This window comes from Streptomyces fradiae (genome assembly GCF_041270065.1).
Lineage (GTDB): Bacteria > Actinomycetota > Actinomycetes > Streptomycetales > Streptomycetaceae > Streptomyces.
Genome location: NZ_CP065958.1, coordinates 6,272,141 through 6,290,044, shown reverse-complemented (window position 1 = coordinate 6,290,044; position 17,904 = coordinate 6,272,141). Strand labels below are relative to the sequence as shown.

Annotated in this window: 17 protein-coding genes; 7 read left to right on the top strand and 10 right to left on the bottom strand. The window is 72.0% G+C overall.

Annotated features, from left to right (window positions below):
- Position 1: 1 nt before the first annotated feature.
- Together JAO84_RS28565 and JAO84_RS28560 are read right to left on the bottom strand one after the other, a co-directional pair.
- A complete protein-coding gene (locus JAO84_RS28565; protein ID WP_370415392.1) occupies positions 2-1,048 on the bottom strand; it encodes an LLM class flavin-dependent oxidoreductase in 1,047 nt (348 codons plus the stop codon).
- Between the two features lie 7 nt (positions 1,049-1,055).
- Positions 1,056-2,084 (bottom strand): methyltransferase, encoded by a 1,029-nt coding sequence (locus JAO84_RS28560; RefSeq protein ID WP_370415391.1) that lies wholly within the window; start codon positions 2,082-2,084, stop codon positions 1,056-1,058.
- Positions 2,085-2,275: 191 nt separating this feature from the next.
- Here JAO84_RS28560 and JAO84_RS28555 point away from each other — a divergent pair, with 191 nt between their 5' ends.
- From JAO84_RS28555 to ahcY, 7 genes are all read left to right on the top strand, one after another.
- On the top strand, positions 2,276-2,947 hold the full coding sequence (locus JAO84_RS28555; protein WP_370415390.1) for an SDR family NAD(P)-dependent oxidoreductase: 672 nt from the start codon (positions 2,276-2,278) through the stop codon (positions 2,945-2,947).
- A 141-nt stretch (positions 2,948-3,088) separates the two neighbouring features.
- Positions 3,089-3,436: an antibiotic biosynthesis monooxygenase gene (locus JAO84_RS28550; protein ID WP_370415389.1), complete on the top strand. Its 348-nt coding sequence runs from the start codon at positions 3,089-3,091 to the stop codon at positions 3,434-3,436.
- A 43-nt stretch (positions 3,437-3,479) separates the two neighbouring features.
- Positions 3,480-4,679, top strand: coding sequence for a methionine adenosyltransferase (gene metK, locus JAO84_RS28545; protein WP_370415388.1), 1,200 nt, complete (start codon positions 3,480-3,482; stop codon positions 4,677-4,679).
- 52 nt (positions 4,680-4,731) lie between these two features.
- Entirely contained in the window at positions 4,732-5,736 is a 1,005-nt protein-coding gene (locus tag JAO84_RS28540) for a carbohydrate kinase family protein (protein ID WP_370415387.1), read from the top strand.
- Entirely contained in the window at positions 5,736-9,215 is a 3,480-nt protein-coding gene (gene metH, locus JAO84_RS28535; protein WP_370415386.1) for a methionine synthase, read from the top strand. The genes JAO84_RS28540 and metH overlap by 1 nt, the downstream gene beginning before the upstream one ends.
- Positions 9,212-10,099: a methylenetetrahydrofolate reductase [NAD(P)H] gene (metF, locus tag JAO84_RS28530; protein WP_370415385.1), complete on the top strand. Its 888-nt coding sequence runs from the start codon at positions 9,212-9,214 to the stop codon at positions 10,097-10,099. The genes metH and metF overlap by 4 nt, the downstream gene beginning before the upstream one ends.
- 14 nt (positions 10,100-10,113) lie before the next feature.
- A complete protein-coding gene (gene ahcY, locus JAO84_RS28525; RefSeq protein WP_370415384.1) occupies positions 10,114-11,526 on the top strand; it encodes an adenosylhomocysteinase in 1,413 nt (470 codons plus the stop codon).
- 86 nt (positions 11,527-11,612) lie between these two features.
- Here ahcY and JAO84_RS28520 read toward each other — a convergent pair whose 3' ends face one another.
- The 8 genes from JAO84_RS28520 to JAO84_RS28485 form a co-directional block, all read right to left on the bottom strand.
- Positions 11,613-13,280, bottom strand: coding sequence for an FAD-dependent oxidoreductase (locus JAO84_RS28520; RefSeq protein ID WP_370415383.1), 1,668 nt, complete (start codon positions 13,278-13,280; stop codon positions 11,613-11,615).
- A 1-nt stretch (position 13,281) separates the two neighbouring features.
- Positions 13,282-14,175, bottom strand: a complete 894-nt coding sequence (locus tag JAO84_RS28515; protein WP_370415382.1) for an NAD(P)-dependent oxidoreductase — start codon at positions 14,173-14,175, stop codon at positions 13,282-13,284.
- An 81-nt stretch (positions 14,176-14,256) separates the two neighbouring features.
- Positions 14,257-14,574 (bottom strand): antibiotic biosynthesis monooxygenase, encoded by a 318-nt coding sequence (locus tag JAO84_RS28510; RefSeq protein ID WP_370415381.1) that lies wholly within the window; start codon positions 14,572-14,574, stop codon positions 14,257-14,259.
- A complete protein-coding gene (locus tag JAO84_RS28505; protein ID WP_265865084.1) occupies positions 14,564-14,893 on the bottom strand; it encodes an antibiotic biosynthesis monooxygenase family protein in 330 nt (109 codons plus the stop codon). The genes JAO84_RS28510 and JAO84_RS28505 overlap by 11 nt, the downstream gene beginning before the upstream one ends.
- Positions 14,893-15,648, bottom strand: coding sequence for an SDR family NAD(P)-dependent oxidoreductase (locus JAO84_RS28500; RefSeq protein ID WP_370415380.1), 756 nt, complete (start codon positions 15,646-15,648; stop codon positions 14,893-14,895). Before JAO84_RS28500 ends, JAO84_RS28505 begins: the two co-directional genes overlap by 1 nt.
- Positions 15,649-15,687: 39 nt before the next feature.
- The gene (locus tag JAO84_RS28495; protein WP_370415379.1) at positions 15,688-16,143 is read right to left on the bottom strand and encodes an anthrone oxygenase family protein; all 456 of its coding nucleotides are present in this window, start codon (positions 16,141-16,143) and stop codon (positions 15,688-15,690) included.
- Positions 16,144-16,153: 10 nt separating this feature from the next.
- The gene (locus JAO84_RS28490; protein WP_370415378.1) at positions 16,154-16,618 is read right to left on the bottom strand and encodes an SRPBCC family protein; all 465 of its coding nucleotides are present in this window, start codon (positions 16,616-16,618) and stop codon (positions 16,154-16,156) included.
- A gap of 56 nt (positions 16,619-16,674) precedes the next feature.
- On the bottom strand, positions 16,675-17,901 hold the full coding sequence (locus JAO84_RS28485; RefSeq protein WP_370415377.1) for a ketosynthase chain-length factor: 1,227 nt from the start codon (positions 17,899-17,901) through the stop codon (positions 16,675-16,677).
- Between the last annotated feature and the right edge of the window lie 3 nt (positions 17,902-17,904).

The window sequence follows — 17,904 nt, the reverse complement described above, 5'->3', positions numbered from 1 at the left end:
CTCACCCCTCCCCTACCGCAGAACTGACCGAGAGACCGGCCTCGCGGTGGGCCCGGGCCACCGTCTCCATGACGGCGATCCGCGCCTCCGTGGTGTCCGCGTACGGCGAGATGCCGAGGGTGGTGACCCCGGCGGCCGCGTACTCGGTGAGCTTGCGGGCGATCCGGGCGGGCGTGCCGAGGAGCGAGGTGGAGTCGATGAACTCCAGCGGCACAGCCGCCGCCGCTCCGGCCGCGTCGCCGGACACGAACCGGTCCTGCACCTCCTCGGCGGCCTTCCCGTAGCCGAGCTGGGTGGCGAGCCGGAAGTAGAAGTTGCTCTCCCGGTCGCCGAGGCTCATGAACCGGGCGACATACGGCCGGATCGGCGCGGCGGCGGCCTCGACGTCGTCGCCGACCGCCGCCGGGGCGGACAGGAAGGCGTCGAAGCCGGCCACGTCCCGGCCCGCCCGGCGGCGGCCGGTGCCGATCGCGTCGAGGGCGCGCTTGGCGTGGTCGGGCGTGCAGAACACGCCCACCCAGCCGTCGGCGATCTCGCCGGTCAGCTCCAGGCTGCGGGTTCCGACCGCGGCCAGGTAGACCGGCAGGTCGGCGCGGACCGGGCCGGGGTGCCGGAACGGGCCGGCGTCGCTGCCCGGCAGCGGCAGGGCGAAGTGCCGGCCCTCGTACGTCACCGGTTCCTGCGCCAGGGTGCGGCGCACGACCTCCACGTACTCCCGGGTCCTGGCGAGCGGCCGGGCGAACGGGGTGCCGTGCCAGCCCTCGGTGACATGGCTGTTGGAGATGCCGAGGCCGAGCCGGAACCGGCCGCCGGACAGGCCGTCGAGGGTCGCCGCCGCGAGCGCCATGGCGACCGGGGTCCGCGCCGGGATCTGGATGACCGTGGACAGCAGACCGATCCGGCTGGTCCGCGCGGCCACCCAGCCGAGCACCGAGATCGCGTCGGAGCGGAAGCCTTCGGGGGCCGCGGCGACGTCGAAGCCGAGCCGCTCGGCCTCCTGCGCGGTGCGGGCGCAGTCCTCGGGAACGAGGTTGATCCCCAGTCGCATGGCGGGCTCACCCTTCCTTGTGGCCGATGACCAGCGAGTCGGTGTTGCTGAGCACCTTCGCCTCGGTGCGGGCGAAGCCGGCCTCGGTCATCCAGTCCCGGCACTCCTCGACGGAGTACTCGGAGCCGCCGTGGGTGACCAGCAGCATGTCGAGACTGATGAGGAGGTTGACCAGGTCGGCGGGGCGCTCGTCGACCATCCGGTCGTAGACCAGCAGCGCGCCGCCCGGCTCGACCGCCTCGTACGCCTTGCGGATCAGCCCGAGGCGCTGCTCGGCGGACCAGTTGTGCAGGACGTGGCCCATGACGAGGACCTGGCCGGAGGGCATCGGGTCGGCGAAGAAGTCGCCGCCGGTGAAGGAGATCCGGTCCTGGGTGCCGAGCCGCTTCATGTGGTCGTCGAAGGCGGGCGCGACGTGCGGCAGGTCGAAGACCTGGGCGGTCAGGTGCGGGTGCCGGTCGATGAGCAGCGCGGAGAGGTTGCCGCGGGCGCCGCCGACGTCCACGAAGTCGGTGCGGGACGCCCAGTCGAAGGCGGCGGCCAGCTTGGGCGCGACCTGGCTGTTGAGGGAGTCCATCATGGTGAGGAACTGGTCCAGGTGCTCACGGCTGTCGGCCATCTGCGCCACGATGTCGCCGTCCTTGCCCTTCACCTGGGGCTCGCCGGTGCGCAGGGCGTCGGTGAGGTGGGTCCAGGCCGGGTAGAGCATGGAGTTGGCGCGCTCCAGGAAGCCGCCGGCGTACGACTTCTTGCCGCGGTCCAGGAAACGGTCGGCGGCCGGGCTGTTGCGGAAGAGCTCACCGTCCGCCTCCAGGACGCCGAGCGTGACGAGCGCCGTGACGAAGTCGCGGGCGCCGCGCGGGTGCAGACCGAGGGCGTCGGACAGCTCCGGGAGCGTGCGGGGCTTCGCGGCGAGCGTCGAGAAGAGGTCCAGCTCAAGCGCGCTGAGCAGGATCTTGGCGTCGCAGAAGGCGGTACCGAGCCGGATGAGACCCTCGGGGCTGGACGCATCCGAAAGGGAAGTGTGAGTCGTCACCGACGAAGTCCTTTCTTCTGATGACGGGACGCGTGGATGGTTCATGACCCGGCTCGAAGCCCGCTGGAGCCCGGAACCCGAGGGCGCTCCACGGGCCAACTCCCTTGACACCAGTGGCAGTCGAGCCTCGGGCGGCAGTCTTCGGGGAGATTTCACGACCTGAGGGGAGAGACGTGATGACGGATCGGCGCGTGGCACTCGTCACCGGGGCCAACCGCGGGCTCGGCCGGGCGGTGGCCGCCGAACTGCTCGGCCGGGGGCTGCGGGTGGTGGTGACCGCCCGCGACGCCCGCGCCGCGGCCGACACCGCCCGGGAGCTCGGCCGGGGCGCGCGGGGCTGCGCGCTCGATGTGACGGACCCGGAGAGCATCGCGCGGGCCAGGGACGCCGTCGGCCCGGTGGACGTCCTGGTCGGCAACGCCGGGGTGCTCCTGGAGGACGGCGCCGGCGATCCGCTGTCCGTACCCGTGGAGGTGGTGGAGCGGACGCTGGAGGTGAATCTGCTCGGCTCGTGGCGGGTAGCGCAGGCCTTCGTGCCCGCGATGGTCGAACGGGGATGGGGCCGGGTGGTGTTCGTGTCCAGCGGCACCGGCTCGTTCAGCAACGGCCTGTTCACCGGCAGCCCCGGTTACGCGGTGTCCAAGGCGGGCCTCAACGGGCTCACGCAGTTGCTCGCGAGCGCCACGCAGGACACCGGCGTCCTGGTCAACGCCGTCAACCCGGGCCCGACCCGGACCCGGATGATGCCGGGCGGGCGGCGCAGCGCCGAGGAGGCCGCGGTGGACGTCGCGGACGCCGCGCTGCTGCCGGACGGCGGCCCGAGCGGCACGTTCCGGCGGGGGGATCAGGTGCTCGGTTGGTGAGGCTCGTGAGGCTGGTAAGGCTGGTGAGGGACACGGGCTGGCTCCGGTCTTGAGCCTTCCTCGATGCGCTGTTGGAACGGTGCCCGGACACCGAGTGCCCCGCCTGGGCGCACCTCAACCGTACCGAGCGAGGAGTTCGCCATGGACGACCACGGCGCCGGCCCGCGCCCGCCCTTCCGGGTGCTGCTCAGGATGGAGATCCGCCCCGGCACGGAGCGGGAGTTCGAGAGCACCTGGCTCGACATCGGCCGACGGATCGCAGCCGAGCCCGCCAACCTCGGCCAGACCCTGATCCGGGACGTCGAGGAGACCGGCGTCTACTGGGTCATCACCGACTGGACCGACGAGCCCGCCTTCCGCGCGTTCGAGACGAGCGCCGCGCACGTAGACAACCGGCGGCGCCTCCAGCCGTACCGCACCGGCGGCGAGATGCGGCTCACGCAGGTCGTGCACCGGCTCCGGCCCGCCGCCGACGTCCCCGCCCGCTGATCCCGAGCTTCCCGAGATTCCCGACACCCAAGGAGCTTCTGCCGTGACACGTCGTCTGTTCACCTCGGAGTCGGTCACCGAGGGCCACCCCGACAAGATCGCCGACCGGATCAGCGACACGATCCTCGACGCCCTGCTCGCCCAGGACCCCGCCTCGCGGGTCGCCGTGGAGACCCTGATCACCACCGGTCAGGTGCACGTGGCCGGCGAGGTCACCACCGCCGCGTACGCCGACATCGCGAGCCTGGTCCGCGAGACCGTCCTCGACATCGGTTACGACTCCTCCGCGAAGGGCTTCGACGGCGCGTCGTGCGGCGTGTCCGTGTCCATCGGCGCGCAGTCGCCGGACATCGCACAGGGCGTCGACACGGCGTACGAGTCCCGGGTCGAGGGCGAGGGCGACGAGCTCGCCGCCCAGGGCGCCGGCGACCAGGGCCTGATGTTCGGTTACGCCTGCGACGACACGCCCGAGCTGATGCCGCTGCCGATCTCACTCGCGCACCGGCTCTCCCGGCGCCTCGCCGAGGTGCGGCACGAGGGCACGCTGCCGTATCTGCGCCCGGACGGGAAGACGCAGGTGACAATCGAGTACGACGGCGACCGCGCCGTCCGCCTCGACACGGTCGTGGTGTCCTCGCAGCACGCCCCCGGCATCGGCCTGGACTCGCTGCTCGCCCCCGACGTGCGCGAGCTGGTGGTGGAGCCGGTGCTGCGGGACCTGTCGATCGAGACGGAGGGCTACCGCCTCCTTGTGAACCCGACTGGGCGGTTCGAGATCGGCGGGCCGATGGGCGACGCGGGGCTCACCGGCCGGAAGATCATCGTCGACACATACGGCGGCATGGCCCGGCACGGCGGCGGTGCCTTCTCGGGCAAGGACCCGTCGAAGGTGGACCGTTCGGCTGCCTACGCCATGCGCTGGGTGGCCAAGAACGTGGTGGCGGCCGGCCTTGCGAAGCGGTGCGAGGTGCAGGTCGCGTACGCCATCGGCAAGGCCGAGCCGGTGGGCCTCTTCGTCGAGACCTTCGGCACCGAGAGCGTGCCGCTCGACCGGATCCAGCGGGCCGTCCTTGAGGTCTTCGACCTCCGCCCGGCCGCGATCATCCGCGACCTGGACCTGAAGCGGCCGATCTACGCGAAGACCGCCGCGTACGGGCACTTCGGCCGCGAACTGCCGGAGTTCACCTGGGAGCGCACCGACCGCGCCCAGAAGCTGGCCGCCGCGGCCCGCGCCGCCGTCTGACCGTACCTCCCTACCTGTTTCCGCCCGACCTTCCCCGACTGGAGGTAGCCCGGTGCGTATCGCTGTCACCGGCTCGATCGCCACCGACCATCTGCTCACCTTCCCCGGCCGGTTCGCCGACCAGTTGCTCGCCGACCGCCTGGAGACCGTCTCGCTGTCCTTCCTCGCCGACACCATGGAGGTACGGCGGGGCGGGGTCGCGGCCAACATCGCCTTCGGCCTGGCCCGGCTCGGACTCGCGCCCGTCCTGGTCGGCGCGGCCGGCCTCGACTTCGCCGACTATCAGGTGTGGCTGAAGCAGCACGGCGTGGTCGTCGACCACGTCCGCATCAGCGACACCCTGCACACCGCCCGTTTCGTCTGCACCACGGACCTGGACCAGAACCAGATCGCCACCTTCTACGCCGGGGCGATGGCCGAGGCCCGCGAGATCGACCTGCGCGACGTCCTCGCCCGCACCGGGCGCCTCGACCTGGTGCTCGTCTCCCCGGACGACCCCGAGGCGATGCTGCGGCACGCCCGCGCGTGCCGTGAGCTCGGCGTGCCCTTCGCCGCCGACCCGTCGCAGCAGCTGGCCCGGCTCGACGGCGAGCAGGTGCGGGAACTGGTGGACGGGGCCCGGTTCCTGTTCACCAACGAGTACGAGACCGCCCTGCTGCTTGAGAAGACCGGCTGGAGCGAGGCGGAGGTCCTGGCCCGGGTCGGGACGTGGGTCACCACGCTCGCCGACGACGGCGTCGCGATCGGGCGCGCCGGACAGCCCGTGCTGACCGTGCCCGCCGTCCCCGCGGCCTCGGTCGCCGACCCGACGGGCGTCGGCGACGCCTTCCGGGCCGGGTTCCTCGCCGGGATCGCCCGCGACTGGCCGCTCGAACGCGCGGCCCGCCTCGGCTGTGCCCTGGCGACCACCGTCCTGGAGTCGGTCGGCACCCAGGAGTACCCGCTGTCGGCGCAGGCGCTGCGCGATCGGCTGGCCGCCGCGTACGGCCCCGAGGCGGCCGAGGAGATCGCCCCGGGCCTCACTGGGATCACTGGCCTCACGGAGGTGGGCGGCTGATGGGACGCGCACCGGAGGCCCTGCGCGAGGCCCTGGCCACCCGGGTCGTGGTGGCCGACGGAGCGATGGGCACCATGCTCCAGGCCCAGGACCCGAGCCCGGCGGACTTCCAGCATTTGGAGGGCTGCAACGAGATCCTGAACGTGACCAGGCCGGACATCGTACGGTCGGTCCACGACGCCTACTTCTCGGTCGGCGTCGACTGCGTCGAGACCAACACCTTCGGCGCCAACCACGCGGCGCTCGGCGAGTACGGGATCACGGAACGGATCGCCGAACTGTCCGAGGCCGGCGCCCGCATCGCCCGCGAGGCCGCCGACGCGTACACGGCGCGGGACGGGCGGACGCGCTGGGTGCTCGGCTCGATCGGCCCCGGCACCAAGCTGCCCACCCTCGGCCACACCACCTTCGACGTGCTCCGCGAGGGCTACCGGCAGAACGCGGCCGGCCTCATCGCGGGCGGCGCGGACGCCCTGCTCGTCGAGACCTCACAGGATCTTCTCCAGACCAAGGCCGCGGTCCTCGGCTGCAAGCAGGCCCTGGCCGAGGCGGGAGGGCTCGACCTGCCGGTCTTCGCCCAGGTGACGGTGGAGACGACGGGCACGATGCTGCTCGGCTCCGAGATCGGGGCGGCGCTCACCGCCCTGGAGCCGCTGGGCGTGGACTTCATCGGCCTCAACTGCGCCACCGGGCCGGCCGAGATGAGCGAACACCTGCGCCATCTCGCCCGGCACGCCGGGGTGGGCCTGTCGTGCATGCCGAACGCCGGACTCCCGGTGCTCGGCAAGGACGGCGCCCACTATCCGCTGTCGCCGGAGGAGCTCGCCGACGCCCACGACACCTTCACCCGCGAGTACGGCATCGCGCTCGTGGGCGGCTGCTGCGGCACGACCCCGGAGCACCTCCGCGCGGTCGTCGAGCGGGTACGGGGCCGGGCCCTGGCGCCGCGCACACCGCGGCCGGAGGCGGCGGCCGGGTCGCTGTACCAGGCGGTGCCGTTCCGGCAGGACACCTCGTATCTCGCCATCGGCGAGCGGACGAACGCCAACGGCTCGAAGAAGTTCCGCGAGGCCATGCTCGCCGGCGACTGGCAGGCGTGCGTCGAGATCGCCCGGGACCAGATCCGCGACGGCTCCCACCTGCTCGACCTGTGCGTCGACTACGTGGGCCGTGACGGTGTCGCCGACATGCGGGAGCTCGCGGGCCGCCTCGCCACCGCCTCCACGCTGCCGATCGTCCTCGACTCGACGGAACCGGAGGTGCTGCGGGCGGGCCTGGAGATGCTGGGCGGCCGGGCGGTGCTCAACTCGGTCAATTACGAGGACGGCGACGGGCCCGACACCCGCTTCGGGCGGATCGCGTCCCTGGCCCGCGAGCACGGCGCCGCGCTGATCGCGCTGACCATCGACGAGGAGGGCCAGGCCCGGACGGCGGAGAAGAAGGTCGCGATCGCGGAGCGGCTCATCGCCGATCTGACGGGCGCGTACGGGATCGAGGAGTCCTCGATCCTGGTGGACTGCCTGACGTTCACCCTGGGGACGGGGCAGGAGGAGTCGCGGGGCGACGGCATCGCCACGATCGAGGCGATCCGTGAGCTGAAGCGCCGGCATCCGGATGTGCAGACGACGTTGGGGCTCTCCAATATCTCCTTCGGTCTGAACCCGGCCGCGCGCGCCGTCCTGAACTCGGTGTTCCTGGACGAGTGCGTGAAGGCGGGGCTCGACTCGGCCATCGTGCACGCGTCGAAGATCCTGCCGGTGGCCCGGATCCCGGAGGAGCAGCGCGAGGTCGCACTCGACCTCGTCTACGACCGGCGGCGGGACGGCTACGACCCCCTGGAACGGCTGCTCGCCCTCTTCGACGGCGTCAGCTCCGCCTCGGCGAAGGCGTCGAGGACGGAGGAGCTACTCGCGCTTCCGCTGGAGGAGCGGTTGAAGCGGCGGATCGTGGACGGGGAGCGGAACGGTCTGGAGGCGGATCTGGACGCGGCGCTGGTCGGACGGCCGGCGTTGGAGATCGTCAATGAGGTGCTGCTCGACGGCATGAAGGTCGTCGGGGAGCTGTTCGGCTCGGGTCAGATGCAGTTGCCGTTCGTGCTGCAGTCGGCCGAGGTGATGAAGACGGCGGTGGCCTATCTGGAGCCGCACATGGAGAAGTCCACTGATTCATTGTCGGGTGGGTCGGGCAAGGGCACGATCGTGCTCGCCACCGTCCGCGGCGACGTGCACGACATCGGAAAGAATCTCGTCGACATCATCCTGTCGAACAACGGCTACAACGTGGTCAACATCGGGATCAAGCAGCCGGTGTCGGCGATCCTGGAGGCGGCCGAGGAGCACCGGGCCGATGTCATCGGGATGTCGGGGCTGTTGGTGAAGTCGACCGTGATCATGAAGGAGAACCTGGAGGAGCTCAACGGCCTCGGCCTGGCCGAGCGCTTCCCGGTGATTCTGGGTGGCGCGGCGCTGACCAGGGCGTATGTCGAGCAGGACCTGCACGAGCTGTATGACGGCGAGGTCCGTTACGCCCGTGACGCCTTCGAGGGCCTGCGCCTGATGGACGCGCTGATGGGCGTGAAGCGGGGCGTCCCCGGAGCCGTATTGCCGCCGCTCAAGCAGCGGCGCGTGGCCAAGGTGACGGCAACTCCGCGGGCCGGGGCTCCGCTGCCCGGGGGCCGTTCCGATGTGGCCGTCGACAACCCCGTACCCGAGCCGCCGTTCCTCGGGACGAAGGTGGCCACCGGCATCCAGCTGGCCGAGTACGCCTCCTGGTTGGACGAGGGCGCGCTGTTCAAGGGCCAATGGGGCTTGAAGGACAAGGAGTTGATCGAGTCGGAGGGCCGGGCGCGGCTGCGCGGCTGGCTGGACCGGCTGCAGACCGACCGGCTCCTCGAAGCCGCCGTGGTCTACGGCTACTTCCCGTGCGTGTCCAAGGGCGACGACCTGATCATCCTCGACGAGGACGGCAGCGAGCGCACCCGCTTCACCTTCCCCCGCCAGGAGCGCGGCCGGCGCCTCTGCCTCGCCGACTACTTCCGCCCGGAGGACTCCGGGGAGACGGACATCATCGCCCTCCAGGTCGTCACCGTCGGATCGAGGATCGGCGAGGAGACGGCGAAGCTGTTCGCCGCCGACGCCTACCGCGACTACCTCGAACTGCACGGCCTCAGCGTCCAGTTGGCGGAGGCGCTGGCCGAGTACTGGCACGCACGCGTCCGCGCCGAATGGGGCATCGGCCATGCCGACCCCGCCGGCCTGGAGGGCATCCTGCGGACCGAGTACCAGGGCTGCCGCTACTCCCTCGGCTATCCCGCCTGCCCCGACCTGGAGGACCGGGCGAAGATCGCCGAACTGCTCCGGCCGGAGCGGATCGGTGTCGCGCTTTCGGAGGAGTTCCAGCTGCACCCCGAGCAGTCCACCGACGCCTTCGTCGTCCACCACCCCGAGGCGAGCTACTTCAACGCGGGAGGCCGCAGGTGACCCCCACGTACTCCTTCGAGTTCTTCCCGCCGAAGACCGACAAGGGCGAGCGGACCCTCTGGAACGCCATCCGGCGGGTGGAGGCGCTCGCCCCCGACTTCGTCTCCGTGACGTACGGAGCCGGCGGCTCCTCCCGCGACCGCACCGTGTCCATCACCGAGCGGATCCTGACCGAGACCACTCTTCGGCCGGTCGCGCACCTCACCGCCGTCGGGCACTCGGTCACCGAGCTGCGCAGGATCATCGGCCGTTACGCCGACGCCGGGATCCATGACGTCCTGGCTCTGCGCGGCGACCCTCCGGGCGACCCGCAGGGCGCCTGGACTCCGCACCCCGAGGGGCTCTCCTACGCGGCCGAGCTGGTTCAACTGCTCAAGAATTCGGGCTCGTTCACCGTCGGTGTCGCGGCCTTCCCCGAGCGGCATCCGCGCTCGACCGACTGGGAGAGCGACATCCGGCACTTCGTCGCCAAGTGCAAGGCGGGCGCCGACTACGCGATCACCCAGATGTTCTTCGACCCGGAGGACTACCTCCGGCTCCGGGACCGGGTCGTGGCGGCCGGCTGCGAGACCCCGATCATCCCGGAGATCATGCCGGCGACCCGCTTCGACCAGATCCGCCGCTTCGCCGAGCTGAGCAGCGCCGCTTTCCCGCCCGCTCTGGCCCGGCGCCTCGAAGCGGCCCAGGGCCGCCCCGAGGAGGGGCACCGGATCGGGGTGGAGCACGCGACCGCGATGGGCGAGCGGCTGCTCGCCGAGGGCGCGCCCGGACTGCACTACATCACGCTCAACACCTCGTCCGCCGCGGTGGAGATCCACCGCAATCTCGTTCCCGGACGGACCTCTGCCACCACTCCTTCTTCCCTGCTCACCGCAGCCGCCTGACGATCGGAGTCGACATGCCCACTTCCGAACTCACCCACGATTTCAAGGTCGCCGACCTGTCCCTGGCCGCCTTCGGCCGCAAGGAGATCACCCTCGCCGAGCACGAGATGCCCGGCCTGATGGCGATCCGCCGCGAGTACGCCACCGCCCAGCCGCTGGCCGGCGCCCGCATCACCGGCTCCCTCCACATGACGGTCCAGACCGCCGTCCTCATCGAGACCCTGGTCGCGCTCGGCGCCGAGGTCCGCTGGGTCTCCTGCAACATCTTCTCCACCCAGGACCACGCCGCCGCTGCCATCGCCGCCGCCGGCATTCCGGTCTTCGCCTGGAAGGGCGAGACCCTGGAGGAGTACTGGTGGTGCACCGAGCAGGCGCTGACCTGGCCGGGCGGCGAGGGCCCGAACATGATCCTGGACGACGGTGGTGACGCCACCCTCCTCGTCCACAAGGGCGTCGAGTACCAGAAGGCCGGCGCCGTCCCGGACCCCTCGACCGCCGACAACGACGAGTTCCGCATCATCCTGGAACTCCTCCAGAACTCCACCCTCGACTGGGCATCCCTCGCCGCCGGCATCAAGGGCGTCACCGAGGAGACCACCACCGGTGTCCACCGCCTGTACGAGATGCACCGCGACGGCGCCCTGCTCTTCCCCGCCATCAACGTGAACGACGCCGTCACCAAGTCCAAGTTCGACAACAAGTACGGCTGCCGCCACTCCCTGATCGACGGCATCAACCGCGCCACCGACGTCCTCATCGGCGGCAAGACCGCCGTCGTCTGCGGCTACGGCGACGTCGGCAAGGGCTGCGCCGAATCCCTCCGCGGCCAGGGCGCCCGCGTCATCGTCACCGAGATCGACCCCATCTGCGCGCTCCAGGCCGCCATGGACGGCTACCAGGTCGCCACCCTCGACGACGTCGTCGAATCGGCCGACATCTTCATCACCACCACGGGCAACAAGGACATCATCATGGCGTCCGACATCGCCCGCATGAAGCACCAGGCCATCGTCGGCAACATCGGCCACTTCGACAACGAGATCGACATGGCCGGCCTCGCCCGCACCCCCGGAATCGTCAAGGACGAGGTCAAGCCCCAGGTCCACACCTGGACCTACCCCGACGGCAAGACCGTCATCGTCCTCTCCGAGGGTCGCCTCCTGAACCTCGGCAACGCCACCGGCCACCCGTCCTTCGTGATGTCCAACTCCTTCGCCGACCAGACCCTGGCCCAGATCGAGCTCTTCACCAAGCCGCAGGACTACCCCATCGGCGTCTACACCCTCCCCAAGCACCTCGACGAGAAGGTCGCCCGCCTCCACCTCGACGCCCTCGGCGTCCGCCTCACCACCCTCCGCCCCGAACAGGCCGCCTACATCGGCGTCCCGGTCGAGGGCCCGTACAAGCCGGACCACTACCGCTACTGATCCGGACGGCACACCAGCACCACAGAGGCGCCGGCCGCCAGGGAGTCTCCCTGGCGGCCGGCGCCTTTCGCCCTCCCCGCCGCGCCCTACCGGGCGAGCAGCCGCACCAGCACCGCCCGCAGGGTGTCGCGGGCGAAGATGGGGGCGTCCGCGCAGCGCCAGGCGACGACCCCGTCCGGCCGCACCAGGACCGCGCCCTGCGCCGTCACGCCGTACAACTCGGGCCAGCGGTCGTCGACGTCGATGAGCTCGGCGCCGATGCCGTGCACCGTGAGCGGCAGGTCCAGCTCGTGCGCGACGGCCCGGGCGGCCTCCTGCCAGGCGCGGTTGTCGGGCCCGGTGAGCAGGACGGGCCGGTCGCCGAACAGGTCGAGCACGGAGAGTTCGGCGCCGCCCCGGCGCAGCCGCAGGTGCGGGGCCCGGCCGCCCGGCCGGCCGTCGTTCTCGGCCGACCACACGCCGTACCCGGGCAGCACGCCCTCGTCCCAGGCGGTGACGGCAGAGGAGCGGTAGCGCCAGGAGAGCCACACCTGGGCGTCCTCGACGATGCCCGGGTGCACGGGCGGCCGTTCGCCCGTCCCGCCGCTCCCGCCGATCCCGCCGGTTCCGCCGGTGAGCCGCGGCCGGTCCTTGGAGCGCAGCGCGGCCTGTTCGACGGTGGCCCGGCAGATCGGCCGGCGCTCCTCGTCGTAGCTGTCGAGCAGCGCCTCCCCCGCCCAGCCGGCCACGACGGCCGCGAGCTTCCAGGCCAGGTTGTGGGCGTCCTGGATGCCGGTGCTGGAGCCGAAGCCGCCGCTGGGCGGCATCACATGGGCGGCGTCGCCGACCAGGAAGACCCGGCCGTCGCGGAACCGGCCCGCCGTGCGGGCCGCGCCGTCCCACGGTGAGACGGAGCGGATCCGCGGCCGCAGCTCGGGCACTCCGGCGGCGGCCCGTACGAGCTCGGCGCAGCGCTCCTCCGTGAACGACCCCAGCTCCGTCGTCTCCGGGTCGTACGCGACGTGCAGCAGCCACTCGGTGGCGTTGTCCAGCGGCACCAGCGCGCCGCGCACCCCCTCACCCGCCGTGTAGCACATCAGGAAGCGGCGGCCGGCGAGCGGCTCGGTGAGGTCGGCGTCGAAGTGGATGTTGAGGTAGTGGCCGAGGGTCTCGCCGTCGAAGGCGATGCCCAGGGTGTCGCGGATGCCGCTGTGGGCGCCGTCGGCCGCGACGAGGTAGCGGGCCTCGATCGTCCGGTCGGCGCCGGTGGCGCGGTCCCGGAGCAGGGCGGTGACTCCGGCGCCGTGCTGGTCGAAGGAGACCAGCTCGGTGCCGAACCGCAGGGCGACGCCGAGGCGTTCGGCCCGGCCCCGCAGCACGTCCTCCAACTCGCCCTGGTGGCACAGGCACCAGCCGGTCGGGGACAGCAGGCCGATGTCGGCGCCGACGTCCATGACGTACTTCTCGTCCAGGACGCCCAGTTCGGGTCCGGCGAGCGAAGTGGCCGCGATGACACCGGAGTTGTCGGCGAGCAGCCGGGCCGAGGGCGTGCCGCGCAGCTCGGCCTCGACGCCGGCGGCGCGCATCAGCTCCATGGCCCGCGGATGCACTCCGCGGGCCCTGGGGTGTCCCGACAGTTCGGCCCGCCGCTCGACCAGCAGACAGTCCACGCCCTGCTGGGCGAGGAAGACGGCGACGGAGAGACCCGCGATCCCTCCGCCGACCACCAGGACGTCGGTGTTCCGGAGCGTGCTCCGGGTGGTGCTCAGCACCATCTCACCCTCCTTCTCCTTGCCTCGTCGGTGCGCCGGGCCGGTGCTCGACGAGCACGGACGCGTCCTTGTCGCCGTCGCCGGCCGCGAGCACCTCGTTGAACCGTTCGTGGACCACGTCGAGGACGGGCATCGCGGCGCCGTGTTCGGCGGCTGCCGCCAGGGCGATCCGGATGTCCTTGGCCATGAGCGCGGAGCGGAAGAAGGCCGGCTCGTAGCTCCGCCTGAGCATCAGGTCGGCGCGGAAACGCATCACGAGCGAGCTGAAGCCGCTGTTCGCGACGACGCCGATGAGCTGGTCGCGGTCCAGGCCGGCCGCTGTGCCGTAGGCGACGGCCTCGGCGAGGGCGGCGACCTGGGCGCCGAGCAGCAGGTTCAGGATGAGCTTGAGGCTGGTCGCGGTGCCGGGCGCGCCGACGTGCACGATCTCGCTGCCGAAGGCCTCCAGGACCGGGCGGACCTCCGCCAGGTCGGCCGGGTCGCCGGAGACGAAGACCCGCAGCTCGCCCTTGCGGGCCTGCAGCGGGTTGCCGACGACGCAGGCCTCGACCCGGCGCAGGCCCTTGTCGGCGAGCCGGGCGGCGGCGTCGCGGGCGTAGCCCGGGGACACGGTGGAGGTGTCGACGACGACGGAGCCGGGGGCGAGGACCGGGACGACCCGGTCGAACAGGACCTCCTCGACGGCCTTCTCGTCGCTGAGGCTGAGCAGGACGAGCCGGTGGCCGGCCGCCGCGTCCTCGGGGGTGGCGGCGAGCCGGGCGCCCGCCTCGGCGAGCGGGGCGGCCTTCTGCGCGGTGCGGTTGTGGACGGTCAGCGTGTGCCCGGTCTCGAGCAGCCGCCGGGCCATGCCGCCGCCCATGCTGCCGAGCCCGATGAACGCCAACTGACGCTCTGCCATGGTGGGTTCTCTCTCTTCGGAGTACGTGTACGAGTCCGGGTGCAGGTACGGATTCGGGTACGGGTACGGGCGGCGCCGCCGTCAGTACGCGGCGTCCACCTCGTACACCGCGAACGGGACGGGCGTCCGCGTGTCGCGGAAGGGGCGCAGCGGGGCGGTGTCCTGGCGGTGCTCGGCGCCTGCCTCCCAGGCCAGGAAGGCCTCCATGGACTCCCAGCGGCTCATCACGGCGAGCGCGGTGGGGTCGGCGGGGCTGCGCAGGAGCTCGTTGCCGAGCATGCCGGGCACCTTGGCGAGCCGTTCGCTGACCTGGTGGTAGGCCGCGCGGACGGCGGCGAGCTGCTCGTCGTCGTACGCGGCCTGGTACACCACGACCCGCACCTGGCCCTTACCGGGCATCGGCGGCCGCCCGGCCCTCGATGCCGTGGAGCACGGTCATGACGTGGAAGGTGCCGCCCTTGCGGTACGGGTGGAGGGTGGCCCGGTGCTCCAGGTGGGCGGGGCTGTTCTCGAACGCGCGGAACCGCGGCTCGTCCAGCCAGTCGCTGACGATCACATAGGTGCTGTGGCCGTCCGGTCCGCCCTCCTCACGGGCGAGGGACTGGCCGAGGTTGGCGGGGTGGCCGGTGACCGCCTCGGTCCCGGCCAGCCAGGCCTTCTCGAAGTCGGCCTCCTTGCCCGGCTCGATCTCCATGCGCAGCATCACCCGGAAGGTCATCAGGAGATCCCCCCGTCGACGCCGATGGTGTTGCCGGTGACGTAGCGGGACAGGTCGCTGGCGAGCCACAGCACGGCGCCGGCCACCTCGTCGGGGGTGCCGAGCCGGCCGAGGGCGGTCTTGGCGCCGTACCGCTCCTTCATGACCTTCTGCTGCTCCGCGGGCATGGCGTGGAAGTTCTCGGTCTCGATCACGCCGAGCGCGAGCAGGTTGAAACGGATGCCCTGCGCGCCGAACTCCTTGGCCAGGGAGCGGTTCAGGCCGGCGAGCGCGGCCTTGGTGGCGGTGTAGTGGGCGCGCAGCGGGATGCCGGCCTCGACGGCGCGGGAGCCGACGGTGACCACGGAGGAGCCGGCGCCGAGCAGCGGCAGGGCGTGCTGGATGACGAGGTGGGCGCCGGTGACGTTGGTGGCGAAGATGCGCTGCCACTCGTCCAGCGGGAGGTCCGCGTACGGGATGTGGCTGATGGTGCCGGCGTTGTTGACGAGCAGGTCGAGGCGGTCGCCGTGCAGTTCGCGCACCCGGCCGAGCAGGGCGGCGATCTCCTCGGGCTTGGACAGGTCGGCGCGCAGCACATGGTGGTCGCCGCCGGTCTCCTTGAGCTCGCGCTCCAGGGAGGCGACGTGGTCGCTGTCGTTCTGGTAGCAGGTGATCACGTCGACGCCGGCGTGGGCGAGCGCCAGGACGACGCCCCGGCCGACCCCGCGGGTGCCGCCGGTGACCAGGGCCTTCTTGCCCCGCAGTTCGAGGTCCATGGATCTTCCTTTCGGAAAAGGAGCATGAGATCGGAAGGGTCAGAGCAGGAAGCCGAGCGCCGTGCAGTTGACGGCGAGGGCGAGGAGCGTGATCCAGCTGCGCCGGCTGTTCCAGGCGCCCCATTCCGGGCGCGGGTCCTTGAAGTCGGCGGGCAGGTCGTCCGGGTCGAGGGTGCGCATCCAGCGGTTGACCGGCGCGTTCTTGACGACGGCGATGACCGGGGTGGTCGCGGCGAGGAACCCCGCGACGGCGAAGAGGATCTGCGCCGTCGGGTCGGGCGCCGTGATCGCCAGGACGGCGTCCAGGACGACGGTGCCGATCAGGCAGATCGGCATGGTCGGGTCGTAGCGCTGTCCGAGGAACGCGTGGGCGTAGACATAGCGGTTCACCGGCAGGGAGGCCATGTAGGGGAAGCCGCCGAGCTGGGTGCCGAGCATCACGCCGGCCGCGAGGCCGTTGGCGAGCAGGAGCAGCGGGGCGAGGACGTTCAGCACGGCCGCCTCCTCAGCGGGTCAGGGCGCGTGCCGCGGCCTCGACCCGCTCCTTGATGAGCTCCATCTGCACCTTGGTGTTGCGGTTGAGGTGCTCGGTCATGGCCTCGTCGGTGGCCGGGGCCTGGGGCTTCATGTGGAAGTCCTGCACCCAGCGCATCCGGACGCCGCCGCCGGGCTCCTCGGTGTACTCCCAGAAGATGCGCATGTACTCGAAGGGACCGGTCTCGACGCGCTCGGCGCGCACGGTGCGGGTGACCGGGTCGCCGGTGCGCCGGGAGACCCAGCTCCAGACGTTGCCGTCCTCGTCGGGGTGCATGGTGAGGCGGAAGACGACGGTGTCGCCGTCGCGCTCGGTGATCTCGGCGGAGGCGTACTCGCTGAACAGGTTCGGCCAGCCGGGGACGTCGTTGGTGATGTCCCACACGACGTCCATCGGGGCGTCGATGACGATGTGGTTGTCGGTGTGTCCTGCCATGGGAACTCCCTCGGTGGTCGGTGGGGTCGGCGGCCTGCGAAGACCTTCGGCGGCCTTCAGCGGCCGAGCACCAGGGCGGAGGCGAAGCCGCCGTGGCCGCGCGCCAGGACGAGCGCGTGGCGCAGCGGCCGCTCCCGCGGGGCGCCGGTGACCAGGTCGATGTCCAGGCCCGGGGCGGGCTCGTGGACGTGCGCGGTGTGCGGGATGACGCCTTCGCGCAGCGCGAGCAGCGCGGTGGCCACGTCGAGCGGCGCGCCGCCGCCGTAGAGCCGGCCGGTGAGCGTCTTGGGTGCGGTGACGGGCACGCCGCGCGGGCCGAAGATCGCGGTGATGGTCTCCGCCTCGGCGCGGTCGTCGGCCGGGTTGCCGGCGGCGTCGGCGAAGACGACGTCGATGTCGGCGGGGGTGAGGCCGGCGTCGGCGAGGGCCTGTTCGGCGGTACGGCGCAGGGCGCGCGGCCGGTCGGAGCCGGGGGCCGGGTCGAAGCCGGCGGCGTGGCCGAGGATCCGTCCGTAGCCGGTGCCCAGGCCGCGCTCGGCGGCGGCCTCGGCGGTCTCCAGGACGAGGATCGCGCCGCCCTCGCCGGGCAGATGGCCGGAGGCCTCGGCGGCGAAGGGCAGATAGGCGCGTTCCGGGTCCGGGACGGTGGAGAGCCGGCCGGTGGTGAGCTGGGCCGTCAGGCCGTACGGGCAGAGCGAGGCGTCGGTGCCGCCGGTGACGACCAGGCGCGAGCCGCCGCGCAGCAGCCGCCGGGCCTGGGCGATGCCGTCGAGGCCGCCGGCCTGTTCGCAGGCGAGGACGCCGCACGGGCCGCGCATCTTGTGCCGGATGGAGAGCTGTCCGGTGGTGGCGGCGTAGAACCAGGCGATGGACTGGTAGGCGCCGACCCAGCCGGGGTCGTGCTGGTAGAGGGCGGTCATCTCCTTCTGGCCGAACTCGGTGCCGCCGGAGGACGAGGAGGTCACCACGGCCATCTCGTACTCGCCGATGGCGCCGAGGTCGGCGCCGCTGTCGGCGAGGGCGGCCTCGCCGGCCGCGAGGGCGAGGTGCGTCCAGTGGTCGGTCTGCACGATCAGCCGGCTGGGCACCTGTTCGGCGGTGTCGAAGCCGGGGACCTGGCCGGCGTACCGCACCGGGTAGGGGCTGGGGTCGAAGCGGCCGATCCGGCCGATGCCGGACTTGCCGGCCAGGACCGCGGCCCAGTGCGCGGCGACGCCGATGCCGGTGGGCGCGACGATGCCGAGCCCCGTGACGACGGGGGCGGCGTTCGCGACGGACGTCATGGC

What these genes read in the sequence shown, in the direction of transcription:
- JAO84_RS28565 (WP_370415392.1), bottom strand. Translation starts at nt 1,048, where the DNA reads ATGCGACTGGGGATCAACCTCGTTCCCGAGGACTGCGCCCGCACCGCG.
- JAO84_RS28550 (WP_370415389.1), top strand. Translation starts at nt 3,089, where the DNA reads ATGGACGACCACGGCGCCGGCCCGCGCCCGCCCTTCCGGGTGCTGCTC.
- metH (WP_370415386.1), top strand. Translation starts at nt 5,736, where the DNA reads ATGGGACGCGCACCGGAGGCCCTGCGCGAGGCCCTGGCCACCCGGGTC.
- ahcY (WP_370415384.1), top strand. Translation starts at nt 10,114, where the DNA reads ATGCCCACTTCCGAACTCACCCACGATTTCAAGGTCGCCGACCTGTCC.
- JAO84_RS28520 (WP_370415383.1), bottom strand. Translation starts at nt 13,280, where the DNA reads ATGGTGCTGAGCACCACCCGGAGCACGCTCCGGAACACCGACGTCCTG.
- JAO84_RS28515 (WP_370415382.1), bottom strand. Translation starts at nt 14,175, where the DNA reads ATGGCAGAGCGTCAGTTGGCGTTCATCGGGCTCGGCAGCATGGGCGGC.
- JAO84_RS28510 (WP_370415381.1), bottom strand. Translation starts at nt 14,574, where the DNA reads ATGCCCGGTAAGGGCCAGGTGCGGGTCGTGGTGTACCAGGCCGCGTAC.
- JAO84_RS28505 (WP_265865084.1), bottom strand. Translation starts at nt 14,893, where the DNA reads ATGACCTTCCGGGTGATGCTGCGCATGGAGATCGAGCCGGGCAAGGAG.
- JAO84_RS28500 (WP_370415380.1), bottom strand. Translation starts at nt 15,648, where the DNA reads ATGGACCTCGAACTGCGGGGCAAGAAGGCCCTGGTCACCGGCGGCACC.
- JAO84_RS28490 (WP_370415378.1), bottom strand. Translation starts at nt 16,618, where the DNA reads ATGGCAGGACACACCGACAACCACATCGTCATCGACGCCCCGATGGAC.
- JAO84_RS28485 (WP_370415377.1), bottom strand. Translation starts at nt 17,901, where the DNA reads ATGACGTCCGTCGCGAACGCCGCCCCCGTCGTCACGGGGCTCGGCATC.